16 protein-coding genes and 2 pseudogenes are annotated in these 19,083 nt (G+C 72.5%); 8 read left to right on the forward strand and 10 right to left on the reverse strand.

Annotated elements, in window-relative coordinates; all coding sequences use genetic code 11:
- Positions 1-20 precede the first annotated feature (20 nt).
- A complete protein-coding gene (locus tag OG331_RS34020) occupies positions 21-1,025 on the reverse strand; it encodes a zinc-binding dehydrogenase (protein WP_406203289.1) in 1,005 nt (334 codons plus the stop codon).
- Positions 1,022-2,185, reverse strand: coding sequence for a mandelate racemase/muconate lactonizing enzyme family protein (locus tag OG331_RS34025; RefSeq protein ID WP_363035791.1), 1,164 nt, complete (start codon positions 2,183-2,185; stop codon positions 1,022-1,024). The genes OG331_RS34020 and OG331_RS34025 overlap by 4 nt, the downstream gene beginning before the upstream one ends.
- A gap of 313 nt (positions 2,186-2,498) precedes the next feature.
- On the opposite strand from OG331_RS34025, the gene OG331_RS34030 reads away from it, so the two are divergent.
- Positions 2,499-3,536: a hypothetical protein gene (locus OG331_RS34030; RefSeq protein WP_406203292.1), complete on the forward strand. Its 1,038-nt coding sequence runs from the start codon at positions 2,499-2,501 to the stop codon at positions 3,534-3,536.
- 26 nt (positions 3,537-3,562) lie between these two features.
- On the opposite strand, the gene OG331_RS34035 is transcribed toward OG331_RS34030, so the two are convergent.
- Positions 3,563-4,945, reverse strand: a complete 1,383-nt coding sequence (locus OG331_RS34035; RefSeq protein ID WP_406203295.1) for a diacylglycerol/lipid kinase family protein — start codon at positions 4,943-4,945, stop codon at positions 3,563-3,565.
- A gap of 150 nt (positions 4,946-5,095) precedes the next feature.
- Here OG331_RS34035 and OG331_RS34040 point away from each other — a divergent pair, with 150 nt between their 5' ends.
- The 4 genes from OG331_RS34040 to OG331_RS34055 all read left to right on the forward strand — a co-directional run bounded on the left by OG331_RS34040 (position 5,096) and on the right by OG331_RS34055 (position 9,188).
- Positions 5,096-6,535 (forward strand): DUF2252 domain-containing protein, encoded by a 1,440-nt coding sequence (locus tag OG331_RS34040; protein ID WP_406203298.1) that lies wholly within the window; start codon positions 5,096-5,098, stop codon positions 6,533-6,535.
- A gap of 380 nt (positions 6,536-6,915) precedes the next feature.
- Entirely contained in the window at positions 6,916-7,332 is a 417-nt protein-coding gene (locus OG331_RS34045; RefSeq protein WP_362377780.1) for a hypothetical protein, read from the forward strand.
- A gap of 102 nt (positions 7,333-7,434) precedes the next feature.
- Positions 7,435-8,688 (forward strand): hypothetical protein, encoded by a 1,254-nt coding sequence (locus OG331_RS34050; protein ID WP_406203301.1) that lies wholly within the window; start codon positions 7,435-7,437, stop codon positions 8,686-8,688.
- Between the two features lie 98 nt (positions 8,689-8,786).
- Positions 8,787-9,188: an SHOCT domain-containing protein gene (locus tag OG331_RS34055; protein WP_406203304.1), complete on the forward strand. Its 402-nt coding sequence runs from the start codon at positions 8,787-8,789 to the stop codon at positions 9,186-9,188.
- A 108-nt stretch (positions 9,189-9,296) separates the two neighbouring features.
- Here OG331_RS34055 and OG331_RS34060 read toward each other — a convergent pair whose 3' ends face one another.
- The gene (locus OG331_RS34060; RefSeq protein ID WP_406203307.1) at positions 9,297-11,216 is read right to left on the reverse strand and encodes a glycoside hydrolase family 15 protein; all 1,920 of its coding nucleotides are present in this window, start codon (positions 11,214-11,216) and stop codon (positions 9,297-9,299) included.
- A 298-nt stretch (positions 11,217-11,514) separates the two neighbouring features.
- Here OG331_RS34060 and OG331_RS34065 point away from each other — a divergent pair, with 298 nt between their 5' ends.
- Positions 11,515-11,970 (forward strand): SHOCT domain-containing protein, encoded by a 456-nt coding sequence (locus OG331_RS34065; protein ID WP_406203309.1) that lies wholly within the window; start codon positions 11,515-11,517, stop codon positions 11,968-11,970.
- 9 nt (positions 11,971-11,979) lie between these two features.
- Here OG331_RS34065 and OG331_RS34070 read toward each other — a convergent pair whose 3' ends face one another.
- The 5 genes and pseudogenes from OG331_RS34070 to OG331_RS34090 form a co-directional block, all read right to left on the reverse strand.
- Positions 11,980-12,177: a hypothetical protein gene (locus tag OG331_RS34070; protein ID WP_328881926.1), complete on the reverse strand. Its 198-nt coding sequence runs from the start codon at positions 12,175-12,177 to the stop codon at positions 11,980-11,982.
- Positions 12,178-12,233: 56 nt separating this feature from the next.
- A complete protein-coding gene (locus OG331_RS34075) occupies positions 12,234-14,876 on the reverse strand; it encodes a LuxR C-terminal-related transcriptional regulator (RefSeq protein ID WP_406203312.1) in 2,643 nt (880 codons plus the stop codon).
- 242 nt (positions 14,877-15,118) lie between these two features.
- Positions 15,119-15,211: pseudogene (locus tag OG331_RS34080) on the reverse strand (MarR family transcriptional regulator); the annotation flags it as partial.
- 230 nt (positions 15,212-15,441) lie between these two features.
- Positions 15,442-15,597 (reverse strand): annotated as a pseudogene (locus tag OG331_RS34085) (MarR family transcriptional regulator); the annotation flags it as partial.
- 88 nt (positions 15,598-15,685) lie between these two features.
- Positions 15,686-16,126, reverse strand: a complete 441-nt coding sequence (locus OG331_RS34090; protein WP_363035803.1) for a MarR family transcriptional regulator — start codon at positions 16,124-16,126, stop codon at positions 15,686-15,688.
- A gap of 103 nt (positions 16,127-16,229) precedes the next feature.
- Between OG331_RS34090 and OG331_RS34095 the strand changes: the two genes are divergently transcribed.
- Both OG331_RS34095 and OG331_RS34100 read left to right on the forward strand, forming a co-directional pair.
- Complete coding sequence (locus OG331_RS34095; RefSeq protein ID WP_406203316.1) at positions 16,230-17,228, forward strand: NADP-dependent oxidoreductase; 999 nt, start codon at positions 16,230-16,232, stop codon at positions 17,226-17,228.
- A gap of 130 nt (positions 17,229-17,358) precedes the next feature.
- Positions 17,359-17,778, forward strand: a complete 420-nt coding sequence (locus tag OG331_RS34100) for an organic hydroperoxide resistance protein (protein WP_362377790.1) — start codon at positions 17,359-17,361, stop codon at positions 17,776-17,778.
- Between the two features lie 149 nt (positions 17,779-17,927).
- Here the strand turns inward: OG331_RS34100 and OG331_RS34105 are convergent, their stop codons facing one another.
- A complete protein-coding gene (locus OG331_RS34105) occupies positions 17,928-19,079 on the reverse strand; it encodes a serine hydrolase domain-containing protein (RefSeq protein ID WP_406203319.1) in 1,152 nt (383 codons plus the stop codon).
- Positions 19,080-19,083: the final 4 nt, after the last annotated feature.

Below are 19,083 nucleotides of genomic sequence, written 5' to 3' on the forward strand. Positions count from 1 at the left end.
GGCGTACGGCTGAGGGGCACTCAGGGGCGAAGGAGGACCTTGCCCACCTTCGGATCGCCGGACCCGACGAGCTCGATCGCCTGCGGGAACTCCTGAAGCGGCAACTCGTGCGTGACCAGCGGCAGCGGATCGAGCAGCCCGGCCGCGAACACCCGCACCGTGTGCGCCCAGGCATCCGGCGGCGCCCCGAACACGGTGTGCACCTCCAGCTGCCGTACGACGAGATCGGTCGGGTCGAGTCCGTGGGCGCCCGGCGCCGGGATCCCCGTGAGGACGAGGCGCCCGCCACGCCTCAGCAGCGCGGCGGAGGTGCGCGCGGCGTCGGCGGACCCGGCGGTCTCGATGACGACGTCGAAGTCGTCCGGGAGCAGCTGGTCCTTCGTGCGGAAGTCGGTCGCCCCGTACTGCCGCGACAGCGCCTCCCGGTCGCCCCGCGTGCCCACCACGAGCAGCTCGGCCGGCGAGCCCGCCTTCAGGAACTGAACGGCGAACATGCCCAGCGTCCCGGTCCCCACGACCGCCACGCGCTCGCCCGGCAGCGCGTTGGCCTTGATCGCCGCTGCGGCGATACAGGCGGCCGGCTCCAGCAGGGCGGCGGCGGTGAGGTCGCAGTCGTCCGGCAGGACGTGCAGCAGCCGGGCCGGGAGCGTCAGCGTGGCGGCCATGGCGCCGGGCTGGGTGAACCCGGTCTCCTCGTACCCCGCGCTGCACAGCGTGGTCTCACCGGCGTGACAGCGGTCGCAGACCTGGCAGTTGCGGAAGCCCTCGCCGACGACCTTGCGGCCGATCAGCGAGTCCGGCACCCCGGCGCCGACCGCCGCGACGGTTCCGGACCACTCGTGGCCCGGCGTGAGCGGGTAACGGACATATCCCTCGGGCCGGTTGCCCTGGTACACCTCGCGGTCGCTGCCGCAGATGCCGACCGCGTGGACGCGGACCAGCGCCTCACCGGCCTCCGGCTCGCGCGGCGTGTGCCCGGTGAGCCGGTGCTCGCCGGGCGCCTCGATGACGACGGCGGTGCTCACTGCGCGCCCTTGGGCTTGCGCTGCTCCCAGCCCTCGGCCCACAGGTCGAACCGGGCCTGCTGCTGCGGGAACTCGGCGGCGGCGTCGACGTCGAACTCGACACCGAGGCCGGGGGCGTCGGAGAGGTGGAAGCAGCCGTCCTCCGGGTTCACCTGCGGGGCACCCTTCACGACCTTCTTGATCTCCGCGTCGGCGAAGTCGTTGAAGTGCTCCAGGATCTTGAAGTTCGGGGAGGTGAACCCCACCTGGAGGGAGGCGGCGGTGAGGACCGAGCCGCCGACGTTGTGGGGCGCGACGAGTACGTAGTGGGTCTCGGCCGTCGCGGCGAGCTTGCGCGTCTCCCAGATGCCGCCGATGTGGCCGACGTCGGGCTGGATGATGTCGACGGCCTGGCTCTCGAAGAGCTCGCGGAACTCGATGCGATCGTGAATCCGCTCGCCCGTCGCGACCGGCATGTCCACCTTGGCGGCGACCTTCTCCAGCGCCTTCAGGTTCTCCGGCGGGCAGGGCTCCTCCAGCCAGGCCGGCTTGAAGGGCGCGAGCTCGCGCGCGAGCCGTACGGCGGTGGCGGGGGAGAAGCGGCCGTGCATCTCCAGCATCAGCTCGGCCTCGGGGCCGATGGCGTCCCGTACGGCCTCGATGAGGGAGACGGCGTACAGGGTCTGCTCGTGGTCGAGCTCGAAGTGGCCGGTGCCGAAGGGGTCGATCTTGAGCGCCTTGTACCCGCGCTCCATCACGCCCTGGGCCGCCTTGTGGTACGCCTCAGGCGTCCGCTCGGTCGTGTACCAGCCGTTGGCGTACGCCTTGACCTTGTCGGTGACCTTGCCGCCGAGCAGCTGCCACACGGGCACGCCGAGGGCCTTGCCCTTGATGTCCCAGCAAGCCATTTCCACCACGGCGATCCCGGACATCACGATCTCGCCGGCGCGCCCGTAGTCGCCGTACTTCATGCGCCGGACGAGGTCCTCGACAGCGAACGGGTCGGAACCCAGAATGTGGTTGGCCTCGGCCTCCCGCAGGTAGCCGATCAGCGCGTCGGTGTGGCCCAGCATCCGGGTCTCGCCGACTCCGGTGATGCCCTCGTCGGTGTGCACCAGGACGTAGGTCAGGTTGCGCCACGGCGTCCCGACCACGTGTGTGCTGATTCCGGTGATGCGCACGGCAGTTGCCCCTTGCTGCGTCGTCGGCTCATTTGGCGTCGCATCCCGGTGTGTTCGAAATTTCGTCACACGTTCGAAATGCTGACGTGACAGTAGGGAGGCGGCGCCGGGAGTGTCAATGGGTCGAACGCATAACGGTTTCGACACCGCTTTCGATACGGATTTCGGGCAGTCGGTCGCGGAGTGTGGGGGGCGTGTCTGGCGAGTCCCGGCATATCCGTCAACTCGCCATGCCGGAACGGAAAGTTCCATACACAACTTTCACAGCTGTGACTATCAACGGTGCCTGTGAGGAACCTAGTCTTCCCGCGTCATGGACTACTGCCACCCGTGCCGACGGCACCTGAATGGCGCCCTCGCCTGCCCGGGGTGCGGCGCCGCGGTCGAAGAGCTGCGCGTGTACGCGGGCGCCCCGAACGAGGTGTACCCGCAGATGGCCGAGCGGGGTGTGGGGGGCCGGGGGGCGTACGAGGGGTACGAGGGCCAGTACGCCGGCGGCGAGGTTCAGTACGGGGACGGCTCGGGGCGGTACGGGAGCGGCGGCGGGCAGTACGGCGGCGGGCAGTACAGCGGCGGCGAGTACGGCGCGAGTCGTCATGACGACCGCTACGACGAGGCGCCCCCCGCGCGGGCCGCAGAGGCCGCGGACGCCGCTGAGGTGTCCTCGGAGGCGGCGCCGGTCGCGCCGGCCGGCGGACGGGCCGCGCGGCGGGCGGCGCAGCGGCGCGGCAGGGGTCGTGGCCGTGACGAGTACGCCGAGTACGACGACGCGCAGGACGACGCGTACGACGAGGAAGTGGATGGCGACGACGGTGACGACCTGGACGACGGGTCCTCGTCGGGCGCCAGCCGTCGCGATCGCAAGGCGGCCGCGCACCGGCGCCGCCGTCGCCGGGTCCTGCTGGTGACCGCGGGCTTCGTCCTGGCCGCCGGTGGTCTGAGCCTCGCGGAACTCGGCATGGACGCCCCGGGCACGAGCCCCAAGCCCGCGGCCGCCGGGGACGAGTCGGCGGAGGGCGCGGCGTCGGAAGAGGTGACCGCTTCCCCGGAGGCGACGGACGGGACGCCGCGGACGGACGGGGGCTCGCCGTCGGCGGATCCCTCGGCGTCTCCCTCGGCCTCCAAGTCGCCCAAGGACGAGGACGAGAAGAAGGACGAGGACAAGACCCCCGACAAGGACGGCCAGTCGGCGACGACGGGCAGCGGCGGCTCGGGCAACAACACCTCGGCGCCCACAACCCCGTCCGACCCTGACCCCACGACCCCGGCCGAGGAACCGACCACGTCGGACCCGACCCCGGACCCGACGCCCACGGAGACCTGCAACCGGTTCCTGTGGTGGTGCACGTGAGCCGGCCGTAGGCCCGCCCGAACCGTTCACTCTCGCGAATCTGCACGCTCGTGACCGCCTGCGGGGCGGGCACGGGGGAACGCCAGCCGGCCCAGCGTCCGCCAGTCCATCCGCGGCCTCGCCACGGGCACACCCGGACGGTCGCGCGGCAGACGGACCCGCAGGGCGCCGGGCGTGATGCGGCAGATGACGGGCGTGGGCAGCAGGAGGGCCTCGCCGTCCACACCGACCGGGACGTCGGGGGCGTCGGCCTCGACCACCACCTCGCGCACGGCCAGCATCGTGAGCCCGCGTGCCTGCCGGCCGCGCAGCAGCCCGGCCGCCTGCGCGGCGTTGTCGACCTTCACGCCGAGGACGCCGAGGGTGCCGGAGTCCAGCCGCGGGCGCCGGCCGAGGCCGGCGGCGTCGCCCAACTGGTAGGGGTTGTTGCTGATCAGGACCCCTTGGGGAGCGTCGACGACGATGTCCCGCGCGCGGACGGTGAGCCGGGGCCCGACCTGATGGGTCAGCAGGTCCGGAAGCTCCCGGAGGATGGTGGGCACCTTGTCGTCGCGGTAGGCGGGACTCTGCACGACCACCGCGTACACGCCGAAGGACGCGTTGTTGACGAAGACGCGCTCGCCGATGAGACCGAGGTCGATACGCACTTCGACGCCGTCGGCCAGGGCGTCGAGGCAGGTCGACGGGTCGGTCCGGTCGAGGCCGAGGTCCATGGCGAAGTGGTTGCGGGTGCCCGCGCAGATGACGACGAACGGCAGGTCGTGCCGGGCCGCCACACCCGCCACCAGCGCCTGGGTGCCGTCCCCTCCGGCGACCCCCAGCAGGTCCGCGCCCCTTGCCACGGCCCGCTCGGCGAGCTCCGCGACGTCCTGCGGGTGAGCCGGGTCGAGCACGGCGACCTCGGCGCCCAGGGCCCGGGCCTTGGCCACGAGGTCGTACTCGCCGACCTTTCCGCCGCCGGAGCGCGGGTTCATGATGAGGAACGGTGCGCGCGGCCTTGGGGCCGGGTATTCCCGGGGGCCGGACCGGCCGGCGTGGGCGGCGAGGGCGGCCCGCCCGATCAGCAGCGCCGCGATCCACAGCGCGACAGCGGACAGCGCGGCCCACAGCAGGCCCACCGCCGCGTAGTTCAGCAGCACCGCGATCGGCAGCAGGGCGGCCAGTGCGGCGGCGAGCAGCCGGGCCAGGCCGTGCCGGGAGAGGGCCCACCACAGGGCTGCGGCTGTCGCGGCGAGGCCCGCCAGGCCGACGGCCAGCAGTGCGAGGCTCTTGATACCGGCGGCCGCCAGCAGCACGGCGATCGCGGCCGCCGCGACCAGTAGGGCCAGGCGTGCCGCCCACCGCTGAGCCGCCGCACGGGGACGTTCGGCCGTGCCGGACGTCCCGGCGGGCTTTCGCGTACCGCCCACAACGGCATCCCACCGCCCGCGCACCGGCCCCGCATCACCTGCTCCGGGTGATCCCGTCGGCGCGCGGGGCTGTGACCATGCAGGTCAGGGGGACGGTCGACCACGTGGGCAGGGAGGGCCGGTCGACCCTGCGGGCAAGGAGGTCCGACCATGGCCATCACCACGCACCGCGGTCCGCTCTCGGTGATGCACGACCGTCCGCTCACCCCGGCCGAGCGCGCGGCCCTGGGCAAGGAGGCGCGTGCCCGGGTGCCGCGCTCCCAGCATGCCGTTTTCGCGCCCGACGAGAAGCGGCCCGATCCGATCGACATCATCGAGAGGCAGTCCGCCGACCGGGTCCCCGAGCTGGTGCCCATCCGGTACGGCCGGATGCTCGAATCGCCGTTCCGCTTCTACCGGGGAGCCGCGGCGATCATGGCGTCCGATCTCGGCGCCGGTGCGCACACCGGGCTGTACGCCCAGCTGTGCGGGGACGCGCACCTGCTGAACTTCCGGCTCCTCGGCTCCGCGGAACGCCATCTCGTCTTCGACATCAACGACTTCGACGAGACCCTGCCGGGCCCGTTCGAGTGGGACGTCAAGCGGCTCGCCGCGAGTCTGGTGATCGCCGGGCGGGCCAACGGGTTCCCGTTGAAGGAGTGCGACACCCTCGTGCGGGCCGGTGTGGGGTCCTACCGGGAGCGCATGCGGGAGTTCGCCGGGCTGCGCACCCTCGAGGTCTGGTACGCGCGGGACGACTTCGACCAGATCGGGGCGCTGCTGCCCGAGCGGCCGGGCAAGCAGGACAGGCAGCGGGCCGTGCGGGCGGCGGCGAAGGCCCGTACCCGGACGAGTCTGCAGGCGGCCGCGAAGCTGACCCGGGAGGTGGACGGCGTACCCAGGATCATCTCGGATCCTCCCTTGATCACACCGCTCGCGGAGCTGCTGCCCGGCACGCGGGGCGACGAGGTGGCGCAGACCCTGCGGGGACTGGTCACCGAATACCAGACCACCCTGTCGTCGGAGCGGCGGCATCTGCTGAGCCGGTTCAGCGTGGTCGACATGGCCCGCAAGGTCGTCGGGGTCGGCAGCGTCGGTACCCGCTGCTGGATCATCCTGCTGCTCGGCCGCGACGACGAGGACCCGCTCCTGCTCCAGGCCAAGGAGGCCGGCGACTCGGTCCTCGCCCCCCACTGCGGCGCCAGCACGTACGAGAACCAGGGCGAGCGGGTGGTCGCCGGGCAGCGGCTCATGCAGGCCGCCGGTGACATCTTCCTCGGCTGGCAGCACGTCACGGGGTTCGACGGCCGCGAACGCGACTTCTACATACGGCAGTTGCACGACTGGAAGGGCATCGCCCGCCCCGAGACGATGGACGCCCGGACCCTGGGGCTGTTCGCCCGGCTGTGCGGCGCCTCCCTGGCCCGCGCCCACGCCCGCTCCGGCGACCCGATCGCCATCGCCGCCTACCTCGGCCGCAGCGACACCTTCGACCGCGCCCTGGCCCACTTCGCCCACTCCTACGCCGACCAGAACGAACGCGACCACCAGGCCCTGGCCGACGCGGTCACCACGGGCCGCGTCACGGCACGCAGCGACGTGGCGGCGTGACGGGGGGACGGATGCCGGGACGCGTCATCCCGTAGCCGGGCCAGAGTCGGTGGTGTGGCGTGAGCCTCGGTGGCCGGGGCGGTTGAGAGCGGTGCGATGGGCCCTGTCCGCCTGACCGCCTGCCCGGGCCGCGGCTGCCGGGGGAGGGCGGTCGGCGGCCGTGCGGGCCCGTGGGGCGGGTTGGTGGGGGTGGCTCTCGGTGCGACCGGGCAGACCGGCGGGAGCCGAGGGCGTGGACGGGGGCGTCGAGTCCCTCCCGTGGCAGGGCGGCGGTCGGCGCGTGCTCACCCTCCGTGGGTGACGACGAGCATGCCCCCAAGGGATCAGGCTCGGTGGTGGACGGCTGCGCGCAGCAGCCCGGTGTGGAAAGGAGGCCGGACATGGCCACCACCGCTACCCGCCACGGTGCGGGGAAGCAGACAGCCGCCACCGGCCTGACACTGTTCGCCGGAGTGATGCTCTTCATCTCCGGGATCCTCGACGTCTTCCGCGGCATCATGGCGATCGCCGACGACGACGTGTACGTCTCCACCCCCAACTACGTCTTCAAGTTCGACCTGACGAGCTGGGGCTGGATCCACCTGGTGTTCGGGGCGCTCGCCGTGATCGTGAGCATCGGCCTGTTCGGGGCGAAGACCTGGGCGAGGGTCGTCGGCGTAGGCGTCGCGGGACTGCTGCTGATCGCCAACTTCCTGTCCATCCCGTACTACCCGGTCTGGTCGCTCACGCTGATCGCGCTGTACGCGTTCATCATCTGGGCTCTGTGCGTGGTGAAGCGGGACCCCTTCGCCGATTAGGACCCCTTTCGGCGCCCATATGGGCCAGTTCGGCATGCCGTTTCCGTGGTGCGCGGACGCAATTGAAGGGAGGGCGGGGACACCGGAAGACCTGGAGTCCGCATGAGCGCCGCGCACAAGCCCTCCGCGCCCGAGCGCATCGCCCGGGCGACGGCCTCCGCGGTGCTGATCGTGGTCACCTGCATCCTCGTACCCGTCGCGCTGATGACGGTCTGGGTCCACGACATCGCCCTCGACACCGACCGCTACGTGAAGACCGTCGCCCCGCTGGCCACCGAGCCCGCGATCCAGGACGCCGCCGTCGACCGGATCTCCGAGGCGGTGGACGTCCGCATCGACGGGGACCGGGCCGCCGCGGACCTCGCCGGCTGGCTGCGGTCCCAGGGCCTGCCGCCCCGGGCCGCCACCGCCATCCAGGGGCTCGGGCCGCAGATCGACTCGGCCGTGGACGGCGCGGTGAAGCAGGTCGTCACGCGGATCGTGCACAGCGGCGCCTTCGACACCGTGTGGCGCAACGCCAACGAACAGGCCCACAGCGCCGTCGTCCACGCCCTCACCGGAGAGGGCCGGGGCGCCGTCGGGGTCGCGGGCGGCACGGTGACGCTCGACGTCGGCACCCTCGTCGAGCAGGTGAAAAAGGAACTCGTCAACGCCGGCCTGTCGCCCGCGGAGAAGATCCCCCAGGTCGACAAGCAGCTCGTGCTGTTCCAGTCCGAGCAACTGGAGAAGATCCGCGACGGCGCGCACCTGCTGGACGTCGTCGGCTACTGGCTGCCCGTCCTCACCGTCATCATCGGCGCGGCCGGGGTGCTGATTGCGCGCCGCCACCGGCGGGCGCTCGCCTGGACCGCGCTGGGCGCCGCCGTCGCCTGCCTGGTGGTGGTCATCGCCCTGGTCTTCGTACGCCGCTACTACCTGGACCACCTCCCGGCCGCCGTGCAGTCGGACGCGGCCGCCGCGGCCGTCTTCGACACGCTGCTGCGCTTCCTGAAGGCCGCCCTGCGCACCACGATCGTGCTCGGGGCCGTGGTCGCGCTCGGCGCCTACCTGATCGGCCCCGGCCGCCTGCCGGTCGCGATCCGCCGCGCCTGCGACCGCACCGCGGACTCGCTCGCCACCTGGGCCTACCGGCACGAGATCCGGGCCGGACGGGCCGGCGCGTGGGCACAGGCCCACCGCCGGTCGATCGCCCTGTCCGCGCTGGCGGTCCTGGCCTTCGTCTTCGCCGTGTGGAACCGCCCCACCCCGCTCACGATCCTGGCCTTCGCGCTCGTCCTGCTCGGCACCCTGACGGTCCTGGCACTGCTCGCCGCCGGCGGCCGGGCCGAGGCCTCCCCGGCCACCCGTGAGGGGTGATGCCGGGCGCACCGCCCTGGCGCATCGTGAAGGCCACGGGACCATCGGGGCCCCGTCAGCCGCGCGGTCGTCGCGGCGGCCGGCAAGTGGAGGCGACCATGGACTACCCCCTGCTCGAAGTCTTCCTCACCATGCTCTGGTTCTTCCTGTGGATCATGTGGATCATGCTGCTGGTCCGCGTGGTCATGGACATCTTCCGCGACGACGCGCTCAGCGGCTGGGCGAAGGCGGGCTGGACACTGATGGTCTGCGTGCTGCCGTTCCTCGGCGTCTTCGTCTACCTGATCGCCCGCGGACGCGGCATGGGCGAGCGCGAGCTGCGCATGGCCCAGGACCGCGAGCGCGCGTTCCGCAGTTACGTCCAGGAGGCCGCGGCCCCGCGACCCAAGGCACCGGGCGCCAAGGCGGACGAACTCGGCAAGCTGGCCGCGCTGCACGACAAGGGCGACATCACCGACGCCGAGTACGAGCATGCCAAGTCGAAGGTCCTCACCGCCTGACACGCACGCTCCGGTCCGCCTCCCGGCGCAGCAGTGCCGCGGCCACCGGGACGGCGACTGGACGACGTTCACGGACGGGGTGAGCATCACGCTCAGGCCGAGTCCGGGTCAGCCACCGTCGTCGCCGCCGGCGGGCGCGGTTGGCATCGTGTAGCCGTGGGGCGGGTCGTACGGGCCGTGGCCGTGTGTCGGGCTCGCCTCGGCCCGGCCGAGTTGCTCGTCCAGGGCCGTGGCCGCGTTGATCAGGGCGAGGTGGGTGAACGCCTGGGGGAAGTTGCCGAGTTGTTCGCCGGAGGGGCCGATCTCCTCCGAGAAGAGGCCGACGGGGTTGGCGTAGGTGAGCATCTTGTCGAAGGCGTACCGGGCCCGCCCGAGCCGGCCGCTGCGGGCCAGGGCCTCGACGTAGTAGAAGCTGCACAGGTTGAAGGTGCCCTCGGAGCCGCGCAGCCCGTCGGGCGAGGCCCCGGGGTCGTAGCGGTAGACGAGGCTGTCGCTGACCAGCTCCTTGTCCATGGCGTCGAGGGTGGTGAGCCAGTCCGGGTCGTGCGGTGAGATGAAGCCGACCTGGGGCATCAGCAGCAGCGAGGCGTCCAGGACGTCCGTGTCGTAGTGCTGGACGAAGGCCTGGCGCCCGGGGTGCCAGCCGCGCTCGACGATCTGCCGGAAGATCGCGTCGCGGGTCTCGGTCCAGCGGTCGATCCGGCCCGGGCGGCCATGCGAGATGGATCCGCGGATACCGCGGTCGAAGGCGACCCAGGCCATCAGCCGGCTGTAGGTGAAGTTCTGCCGGCCGCCACGGGTCTCCCAGATCCCCTCGTCGGGCTGGTCCCAGTGCTCGGAGAGCCAGTCCAGCACGTCGCGCACGGCGTTCCAGCCGCGGATCGCCCCGATGTCGCCGCGCACCGCCAGCGCGTCGGCCGCCTCGCCGTAGATGTCGAGCTGGAGCTGGCCGGCGGCCGCGTTGCCGGCCCGGACGGGCCGTGAGCCCTGGTAGCCCTCCAGATGGTCGAGGGTCTCCTCGGTGAGATGAGGGTCGCCGTCGATCCGGTACATGATCTGCAGGGGGTCCCCCGTGGCGGTGCCACCGGCTTCGACGCGCTCGCGCAGCCAGCGGCGGTACGCGTACGCCTCCGCCTCGAAGCCCAGATCGATCAGCGCCCGCACGGAGAGCGAGGCGTCACGTATCCACGTGTAGCGGTAGTCCCAGTTGCGCTCGCCGCCGATCTGCTCGGGCAGTCCCATGGTGGCGGCGGCGATGGGTGCGCCCGTGGGGGCGTAGGTGAGCAGCTTGAGCGTGATCGCCGAGCGGTTCACCGTGTCCTGCCAGCGCCCTCGGTAGGAGCAGGAGCGCAGCCAGGACAGCCAGAAGGTGCGGCACGAGCTCATGTCGTCGACCAGGCCGGCCAGTATCGGCGCGGGCCCGGGGGCGCCGCCGCTCGCGGTGCCGGTCAGCACGACGGCCACCGCCTGCCCGGCGGAGAGGGTGACGCGGCCGGTGACGTCGTCGCCGTCCGCGTGGAAGGCGACCCCGGGGGTGCACTGGAGGTGCAGGTCGGTTCCGGGGCCGTGGAAGACCGCCGAGCGGTCGTCGTCCGGCGGGAGCGTGAGGGCGTGCGGGGCGCGGGCGTAGTCGAAGCGGGGGCGGCAGGAGAAGGTGAAGGGCAGGCTGCCCCGGACGACGCGGGCGATCCGGATGATCCGGTGCCGGTCGGTCGGCGTCGGGGAGTCGACGGGAGGCATGAAGTCGGCGACCTCGCCCACGCCGCCGGGCGCCATGTACCGCGTGATCAGGACCGCCGTGTCGGACAGGTACAGCTGTCGCACCGTCAGCCCCTCGCCCTCCGGGAGATCCACGGCGAACCGGCAGTGGCCCCCGCGCTCGCTGTCCAGCAGCGACGCGAAGACGCTGGGCGAGTCGAAGCGCGGTGTGCACCACCAGTCGATGGTTCCGGCGGACGAGACCAGAGCCGCGGTCTGCAGGTCGCCGACCATTCCGTGCTCGGCGATGGGCGGATAGCGGTCGACCATGCCTGCCCACCTCCACCGGTACGCCCCTGGTAGGCCCTCGGTACGCCGAAGCACGCCTGATACGGCTCCACGTTCATCGTTGGAGCGCGCTCCGGGCGGGGCTTCACCCCTGACAGGTGAAACCCGGCGGCAGCGGGCGCGCGGCCGGCCCGGGCGGGGGCCCGCGGCGCTGCCGTGGTCGGCGGCGGCACCCCACCCGCTCCGGGTGATGCCGTCCCGGGGCGACAGGCGCAGCGTGGACCACAACAGGCTTGGAGTGCCGCCGTGGCCCCACGACGGCCGGCAGGTGGAGGCGACCGTGGACTATCCGCTGCTCAACGTTTTCCTGACGATGCTCTGGTTCTTCGTGTGGGTGCTGTGGTTCGTGATGCTGTTCCGGGTCTTCGGAGACATCTTCCGGGACGACAGCATGAGCGGCTGGGGCAAGGCGGGCTGGGCGGTCTTCGTCTGTGTGCTGCCGTTCGTCGGCGTCTTCATCTATCTGATCGCCCGCGGGCGCGGCATGGGTGAGCGTGACGTACGCCAGCAACGGCGCCAGGAGGACGCGTTCCGCTCCTACGTCCAGGAGGTGGCCGCCGATACCCCGGCGACCGGGACCACCGGGACGACCGGGACCACCGGGACGACCGGGACCACCGGGGCGGCCGGGCCGACCCATGCGGACGAGCTGACCAAGCTCGCCGGGCTGCACGACCACGGCGACATCAGCGACGCCGAGTACGAGCGGGCGAAGGCGAAGGTGCTCGCGGGCTGAGCCGTACGTTCACTCCGGAAGCCGGCGGAACTCCGCCACGCGCAGCCCCAGCGACTGGAAACGGATCAACAGGCCGTACAGGTGCGCCTCGTCGTCGACCTGGCCGTACAGCACCGTCTGGTTGGGGACGACGAAGCTGTCGAACTCGGGGAACGCCGTGGTCAACTCATCCGACATCTGCCCGTCGACGCGGATCTCGTAGCGCATGACCTCATGCTCGGCGACCTGGGGCCCGGGTGGCATCACCCGGGCGAGGTGACACGTCACAGCAGCCCGAACTCACGGGCCCGGCGGACCGCCTCGCCGCGTCGGGTGGCGGCGAGCTTGCGGTAGATGCTCTTGAGGTGCGTCTTCACCGTGTTCACGGACAGATGCAGGTCGGCGGCGATCTCCTCGGTGGACATGAGCTGCGCCAACCGCTCCAGGACGTCCCGCTCCCGCGCGCTGAGCGTTTCCGGGCGCGGGCCCACGGGCTCCTTCCGCCCGGGCGCGGGCGTACCGGTCAGCCAGGCATGCTCCCGGGCGAGCGCGGGCCGGTGGAGCAGCAGCCGTCCGACCCAGGCCCCGGCGTCGAGGAACGGCCGCCTCAGGTGATGCGGGCGCGCGGCGGCCAGGGCCCGCAGCAGCAGGCTCTCGGCGGCGGTGGAGTCGCCGAGCGCGTCGGCGGCCTGCGCACGGGTCAGCAGAATCCATACGTCGATGACGGGCCCGGGGGCGCGGTGCTCGGGGAGTTCGAGCTCGTCGAGGATGCGCAGGGCCCGTTCGCCCTCACCGGCGGCGACCCGTGCCCTGGCCTCCGCCACCAGGCTCTCCGGGCCGTGGGCCGGCCGGTCCTCGAAGACCTTCACCGCGGCCTTCGGATCGCCGTCGGCCAGGTGCGCCGCGGCCATGGCCATCGCGATCCGGTCGCTCACCCACGGGGACGCCTCGGCGGAGACCAGCGGGTGCTTCGCCACGTCGTCGAGGGCCAGCAGCGCCGAGCGGGAGTCCCCCTTCGCGAAGAGCATCCGCGAACGCAGGATCGCCAGCTCCACGGCCACGACGGGATCGCGGGAGGCCGCGGACGTGGCGGCGGCCCGGTCGAGCTGGCCCTGCGCCGCCGCCAGGTCGTCGCGGTCGATGGCCACGGCGGCCAGCACGAGCTGGGCCATCCCGGTCCGGTCGGACACCGGCAGCCCCGAGTGCTCCGCCTCCGCGACCGCGCCCCTGGCGTGCGACTCCGCCTGGCCGGGACGGCCCTGCAGGAAGTCGATCAGCGCCAGGCGGCTCAGCGCCTCGTGCCGGGCGAAGGCCGTCGAGGGCTCCTGGGGGGAGCGGACGGCGTCGGACAGCGTCGAGCGCGCGGCATCGAAGCGGCCCGCCCACAGCTGCGCCGATCCGAGGTCGGTGAGCATGAGGGCCGTCAGTTCCGGGCACTGTTCCAGCCGGTCGGCGGGCAGGGCCCGCTCCGCCTCCGCGGCGGCCTTCGCCGCCAGCTCGGCCAGGTCCGCCGAGCCCGCCACCCGGGCGGCCAGCACCCGCAGCACCGCACAGCTCAGCCGCATCGCGGCCGCGTCGCCGGAGTCGTCGTCGGGCAGGTTCTCCTCCGCACGCCCCAGGTAGGTGACGCCGCGCTCGACGTCATGGTGGGCCAACTCGCGCGCCGCGCGCACCAGATCGGGGGCCGGCCCCGACGCCTCCGGCGCCATCCTGGCGAACAGGCCGTCCAGCCGCTCGGCGGACAGCCCCGTCAGCAGCCGGCCGATCGCCAGCCGGCCGATGAACTCGCTCGCGGCCAGCTCCCAGTCACCCGCGTCCGCCGCATGCGACAGGGACTCGTCGAGCAGCCCCGCCCGGCTCAGCCAGTGGGCGGCCGTACGGTGCAGCTCGGGCTCCAGGCCGGGATGGCGGACGCCCAGATGCACCCGCAGGATCTCCGCGAACAGCGGGTGCAGCCGGTACCAGGAGTGCCCGATGGGCTCGACGAACGCGTTAGCCCGTTGCAGGCCCTCCAGGATCGGCTCCGCGTCGCCCCGGCCGGTGAGGGCGTTGGCCAGATCGGGGTGGATCTCCTCCAGGATGCTCGCCCGCAGCAGCAGATCCTGGGTGTCGGACGGGTGGGCGCGGAGCACCTCGCCCAGCAGGAAGTCGGCCACCGTGCTGTGCCCCGGCTCGAACTCCGCCAGGAAGGCCTCCGGGTCGTCGGCCCGCTGGGCGGCCAGCGTGCACAGCCGCAGTCCCGCGGCCCAGCCGCCGGTGCGCGCGGTCAGCACGCGCGCGCCCGCGCCCGACAGCGCCAGTCCGTGCCGGTCGGCGAGGGCCGCCGTCTCCTCGGCGCGGAACGCCAGATCGGCGCCCCGGATGTCGACGAGCTCACCGGCGGCCCGATAGCGGTACAGCGGCAGCAGCGGCTCCGTACGGCTGACGACCAGCAGGCGCAGGCCGTCGCCCGCATGGCGGAGCACGAACTGCAGTCCGTCGGCCACCTCGGCGCACCCTGCCACCCGGTCGAACTCGTCCAGGACGAGGGTCACCGGCCTGTCCCGTCCGTCCAGCCAGGCCGCGACCCGCGCCAGCAGCGAGTGGTCCACCTCGCCGGGGTGGGCGGGGCTGCCGATGTCCGAGGGGAGGGCGATTCCGTGGTGCCGGAAGGCAAGCAGGACGTAGGCCCAGAACACGCCGGGTGCGCTGTCCTCCGGCTCCACCGTCAGCCAGGCGACGCCCCCCAGCTCGCGGGCCGTGATCCAGTCGGCGACCAGCAGGGTCTTGCCGGCCCCCGCGGGCCCGTTCACCAGCGTCAGCGGAGTGCGGGGGCGCTCGGCCAGCTGATCGAGCAGCCGGGCCCGGCGCACGAACGTCCGGGGGACCGTCGGCACGGCGAACCGTGCGGCGAGAACCGGGTCACCGCCCGGGGTCACCGCCCTCATGACGGCATCGCCGTGGCTCCCGTCGGCCGAGCGTGACTTCGCACCCATCACACGCCTCGTGGATGCCCGAGCGACATGACACCCTCAACACCCACCATCCGATCCTCACCCCGGACCGGCCCGCCCGCAAGCGATCAGCCCGCCCACCGGCGATCACCGGGCGGACGGGGCCCGGGCGTCCAGCGAATCCCTGGGCGTCCAGCATCCGCAGCAGCAGCTCCTTCGGCCGGCCGTTCCGGGCCCCGGCGTCCCGCCTCGGTCGCCGCGGCCGGCTTCATGCGCCGGTCTGCCGGGTCCGGCCGGTGTTCCACCAGCCCGCGGGGCTCCAGCCGGTCAGGCGTCCGGCATCCGCCGCAGCAGCTCCTTCAGCGCCGGCCGTTCCGGGTCCCGGCGTCCCGCCTCGGCCGTGGCGGCCGGCTTCATGTGCCGGCCGGCTGCGTTCGGCCGGTGTTCCACCAGCCCGCGGGGGGCAGGTCAGGGGCGGCGCGGCCGGTCAGCTCGTAGTCGGCCTCGTCGACGGCCTCGCACCCTCGTGCGGGGCGCGGGCGGAGCCGACTCCAGCTGGTCAGGCGTCCAGCATCCGCCGCAGCCCCGCCAGCGGCTCCCGGGCGAACCGCAGGGACTCCCGCAGGCTGCGCGCCACCCGGCGGCTCGCCTCGGTCGCCGCGGCCGGCTTCATGCGCCGGTCGGCTGGGTTCGGCCGGTGTTCCACCAGCCCGCGGGGGGCAGGTCAGGGGCGGCGCGGCCGGTCAGCTCGTGGTCGGCCGCGCACCCTCGTGCGGGGCGCGGGCGGAGCCGGCTCCAGCCGGTCAGGCGTCCAGCATCCGCCGCAGTAGGTCCCGCAGGGCCAGCCGTTCCTGGTCCGACAGCCCTGCCAGCGGCTCCCGGGCGAACCGCAGGGACTCCCGCAGGCTGCGCGCCACCCGGCGGCCCTCCTCGGTCGCCGCGGCCAGCTTCACGCGCCGGTCCGCCGGGTCCGGCCGGCGTTCCACCAGCCCGCGGGACTCCAGCCGGTCCACGATGCCGGTCACGTTCGACGGCTCGCAGCGCAGCCGCTGCGCCAGCTTCCGCATGGGCAGCGGCTCCAGAGACAGCAGGCTCAGCAGCCGCGCCTGCGCGCCGGTCAGGGCGTGCTCGGCGGCGGCCTCCTCGTACTCCTGGTGATAGCGGGCCACGACCGAGCCGATGAGGTCGACGACTTCCAGGGTCATGTCATCGGGACGGTGGGTCTTCTGCGGAATGGTGGCCATGCTCTCAGGGTACCCCCATTACTTGACATCCTGAAATATTCAGGAGCATGGTTGTTTCAGGTACTGAAGTAAAAACGTACGCACGGAAAGGCGCACCCCTCCCATGATCAACCGCGAATGGCACCTCCTCTCCCGCCCCGTCGGCTGGCCCAAGCCCGAGGACTTCGCCTTGGTCGAGGCCGAGATGCCGACCCCCGGCGAGGGCCAGGTGCTCGTACGGAACAAGTACCTCTCCGTCGACCCGTACATGCGCGGACGCATGTCGGCCGCCAAGTCCTACGTCGCCCCCTTCGAGCTCGGCAAGGTCATGCAGGGCGGCGCCGTCGGTGAGGTCGTCGAGTCCAACGCCGAGGGCATCGCCGTCGGTGACCACGTCCTGCACTTCTTCGGATGGCGCGAGTACGCCGCGGTGGACGCCAAGAGCGCCGTGAAGGTGGACCCGGACGCCGCGCCCCTGTCCACGTACCTCGGCGTCCTCGGCATGACCGGCCTCACCGCCTACGCCGGCCTGCTGCGCACCGCCGTCTTCAAGGAGGGCGACTCCGTCTTCGTGTCCGGCGCGGCGGGTGCCGTCGGCAGCCAGGTCGGGCAGATCGCCAAGCTCAAGGGCGCCTCCCGCGTCATCGGCTCCGCCGGCTCCGACGAGAAGGTCAAGCTCCTCGTGGAGGAGTACGGCTTCGACGCCGCCTTCAACTACAAGAACGGCTCGGTTGCCGAGCAGCTGCGCGAGGCCGCCCCGGACGGCATCGACGTCTACTTCGACAACGTCGGCGGCGACCACCTGGAGGCCGCCATCGGGCAGATCAACCTCCATGGCCGGATCGCCGTCTGCGGCATGATCTCGGTCTACAACAACACCGAGCCCGCCCCCGGCCCGAAGAACCTCGCCCGCCTCATCGCGACCCGCGCCCGCATCGAGGGCCTCCTCGTCGGCGACCACTACGACCTCCAGCCGCAGTTCGTCCAGGAGGTCGGCCCCTGGGTCGCTTCGGGGCAGCTCAAGTACCGCGAGACGTTCGTCGAGGGCATCGAGAACAACCTGGAGGCGTTCCTCGGGGTGCTGCGCGGTGACAACACCGGGAAGATGATCGTCCAGCTGTAGGGCTGGGCCGGGCGGTGGGCCGGGCCGTGGGCCGGGCCCTGTGCTGGGTTTCCGACATGCGGTAACTTCTTTCCGAAATCCGTCGCGATCGTGGGCGCGAGTCGCGGCGGACCGAGGAGGAAGACACCGCATGTCCATCCAGCAGTCCGAGGTCCTGTACACCGCCGTCGCCACCGCCGAGAACGGCCGCGACGGCCGCGTCGCCACCGACGACGGCAAGCTCGACGTCGTCGTCAACCCGCCCAAGGAGATGGGCGGCAGCGGCGCCGGCACCAACCCGGAGCAGCTCTTCGCGGCCGGCTACAGCGCCTGCTTCCAGGGCGCTCTGGGCGTCGTCGCCCGCCAGGAGCAGGCCGACATCACGGGCTCGACCGTCACCGCGAAGGTCGGCATCGGCAAGAACGACGACGGCTTCGGGATCATCGTGGAGATCTCGGCGGCCATCCCGAACGTCGACGCCGCGACGGCCCGCAACCTGCTCGAAAAGGCCCACCAGGTGTGCCCGTACTCGAAGGCGACCCGCGGCAACATCACCGTGACGCTGGTCTGAGCCGGTTCGTTCCGTACGACAGGAGGCCGCACCCCTGGACACATGGGGTGCGGCCTCGCCTCCTGATGGCTCGGTCGCCTTCGGGGCGCCTCAGCCGGTGTCGTCGGCCCAGTGAGGTTGGTGGGCCGTTGCCGTGCGTTGGAGATGGGTCAGCTCGCCAGCGCCGCCGAATGCACCGCCCTCACCAACCGCTGGTTCTCCGGTGCCGCTCCGCCCGGGAAGGCGCAGCGGCGGCGGGTGTAGCCGTAGGTCAGGCCGCTGCGGGGGTCGGCGAAGGCCTGGGAGCCGCCGGCGCCGCTGTGGCCGAAGGCGCCGGCGCCCAGGAACGGGTACCAGGTGTCGGCCGTCGCCTGGAAGCCGAGTGCGTACGACTTGTGGGCCCGGGCCACCAGGTCGTACCCGGTCGAGTGGATCTGGCCGACCTCGGCGATGGTGTCCGGCTTGAGCAGGGGCGGCCGTTCGTCCAGCTCGCTGATCGCCGCCGCGTACATGCCGGCGAGCCCGCGCGCGGAGGCGACGCCGCCCGCCGATGCGGGACCGTTGGCGCGCACGGTACGGGAGTTGGGGTAGTCCGCAAGTCCCCCCGGCTCCGGTACATGTGTGTTGAAGGCGATGGATGACAGCGTGTGCGGCCCCTGCGGTACCGAGTCCAGCACCGCCTGCTGCTCCGGAGTCGGGGCCATCGGCTGCACGGAGCGGTAGCGGTGGTCCAGTTCCGCGGGCAGCCCGAGGTGGAAGCCCAGGCCGTACGGCGCCCGGACCCGCTCCTCGTACACCTCCTGGAGCGTACGGCCGGTGGCACGGCGTACGACCTCGCCGGTGAGCGCGCCGATGACGAGCGCGTGATAGCCGAAGGCCGTGCCGGGGCGCCAGAACGGCCGCTGGTCGGCGAGGCGTTCGGCGATGGCACGGTCGTCGGCCAGCTCGTCGTCGGTGAACCCGGCGTCGAGCCCGACCAGCCCGGCCCGGTGGGCGAGCAGTTCGCGCAGGGTCAGCGAGCCCTTGCCCTCGGCACCGAACTCCGGCCAGTAGTACGTCACCTTGCGGTCCGGTTCGAGCGTGCCCTCCTGGATCAGGAGCGCGACCACGAGGTGAGCGGCGCCCTTGCTGGACGAGAACACGCCGTAGAGGGAGTCGGCCTCGCAGCCGTCACCGGCCCACAGATCGACGACCTTCCGGCCGTGCACGTACGCGCACAACTGGCCCTCGTAGTCCGGGAGTTCGCCCGACACGAACCCGGCGAACTCCTCACGTACCCGCTCGAAGCCGTCCACTACGGTGCCGTGGATCACTGGTGTCATCCGC

The sequence above is a fragment of the Streptomyces sp. NBC_01017 genome, assembly GCF_045162795.1.
Lineage (GTDB): Bacteria > Actinomycetota > Actinomycetes > Streptomycetales > Streptomycetaceae > Streptomyces > Streptomyces machairae.

Excerpts from the sequence above, each read along its gene's own strand:
- OG331_RS34030 (WP_406203292.1), top strand. The coding sequence starts at position 2,499 with ATGGACTACTGCCACCCGTGCCGACGGCACCTGAATGGCGCCCTCGCC.
- OG331_RS34040 (WP_406203298.1), top strand. The coding sequence starts at position 5,096 with ATGGCCATCACCACGCACCGCGGTCCGCTCTCGGTGATGCACGACCGT.
- OG331_RS34045 (WP_362377780.1), top strand. The coding sequence starts at position 6,916 with ATGGCCACCACCGCTACCCGCCACGGTGCGGGGAAGCAGACAGCCGCC.
- OG331_RS34050 (WP_406203301.1), top strand. The coding sequence starts at position 7,435 with ATGAGCGCCGCGCACAAGCCCTCCGCGCCCGAGCGCATCGCCCGGGCG.
- OG331_RS34055 (WP_406203304.1), top strand. The coding sequence starts at position 8,787 with ATGGACTACCCCCTGCTCGAAGTCTTCCTCACCATGCTCTGGTTCTTC.
- OG331_RS34060 (WP_406203307.1), bottom strand. The coding sequence starts at position 11,216 with ATGGTCGACCGCTATCCGCCCATCGCCGAGCACGGAATGGTCGGCGAC.
- OG331_RS34070 (WP_328881926.1), bottom strand. The coding sequence starts at position 12,177 with ATGCGCTACGAGATCCGCGTCGACGGGCAGATGTCGGATGAGTTGACC.
- OG331_RS34075 (WP_406203312.1), bottom strand. The coding sequence starts at position 14,876 with ATGAGGGCGGTGACCCCGGGCGGTGACCCGGTTCTCGCCGCACGGTTC.
- OG331_RS34090 (WP_363035803.1), bottom strand. The coding sequence starts at position 16,126 with ATGGCCACCATTCCGCAGAAGACCCACCGTCCCGATGACATGACCCTG.
- OG331_RS34095 (WP_406203316.1), top strand. The coding sequence starts at position 16,230 with ATGATCAACCGCGAATGGCACCTCCTCTCCCGCCCCGTCGGCTGGCCC.
- OG331_RS34100 (WP_362377790.1), top strand. The coding sequence starts at position 17,359 with ATGTCCATCCAGCAGTCCGAGGTCCTGTACACCGCCGTCGCCACCGCC.
- OG331_RS34105 (WP_406203319.1), bottom strand. The coding sequence starts at position 19,079 with ATGACACCAGTGATCCACGGCACCGTAGTGGACGGCTTCGAGCGGGTA.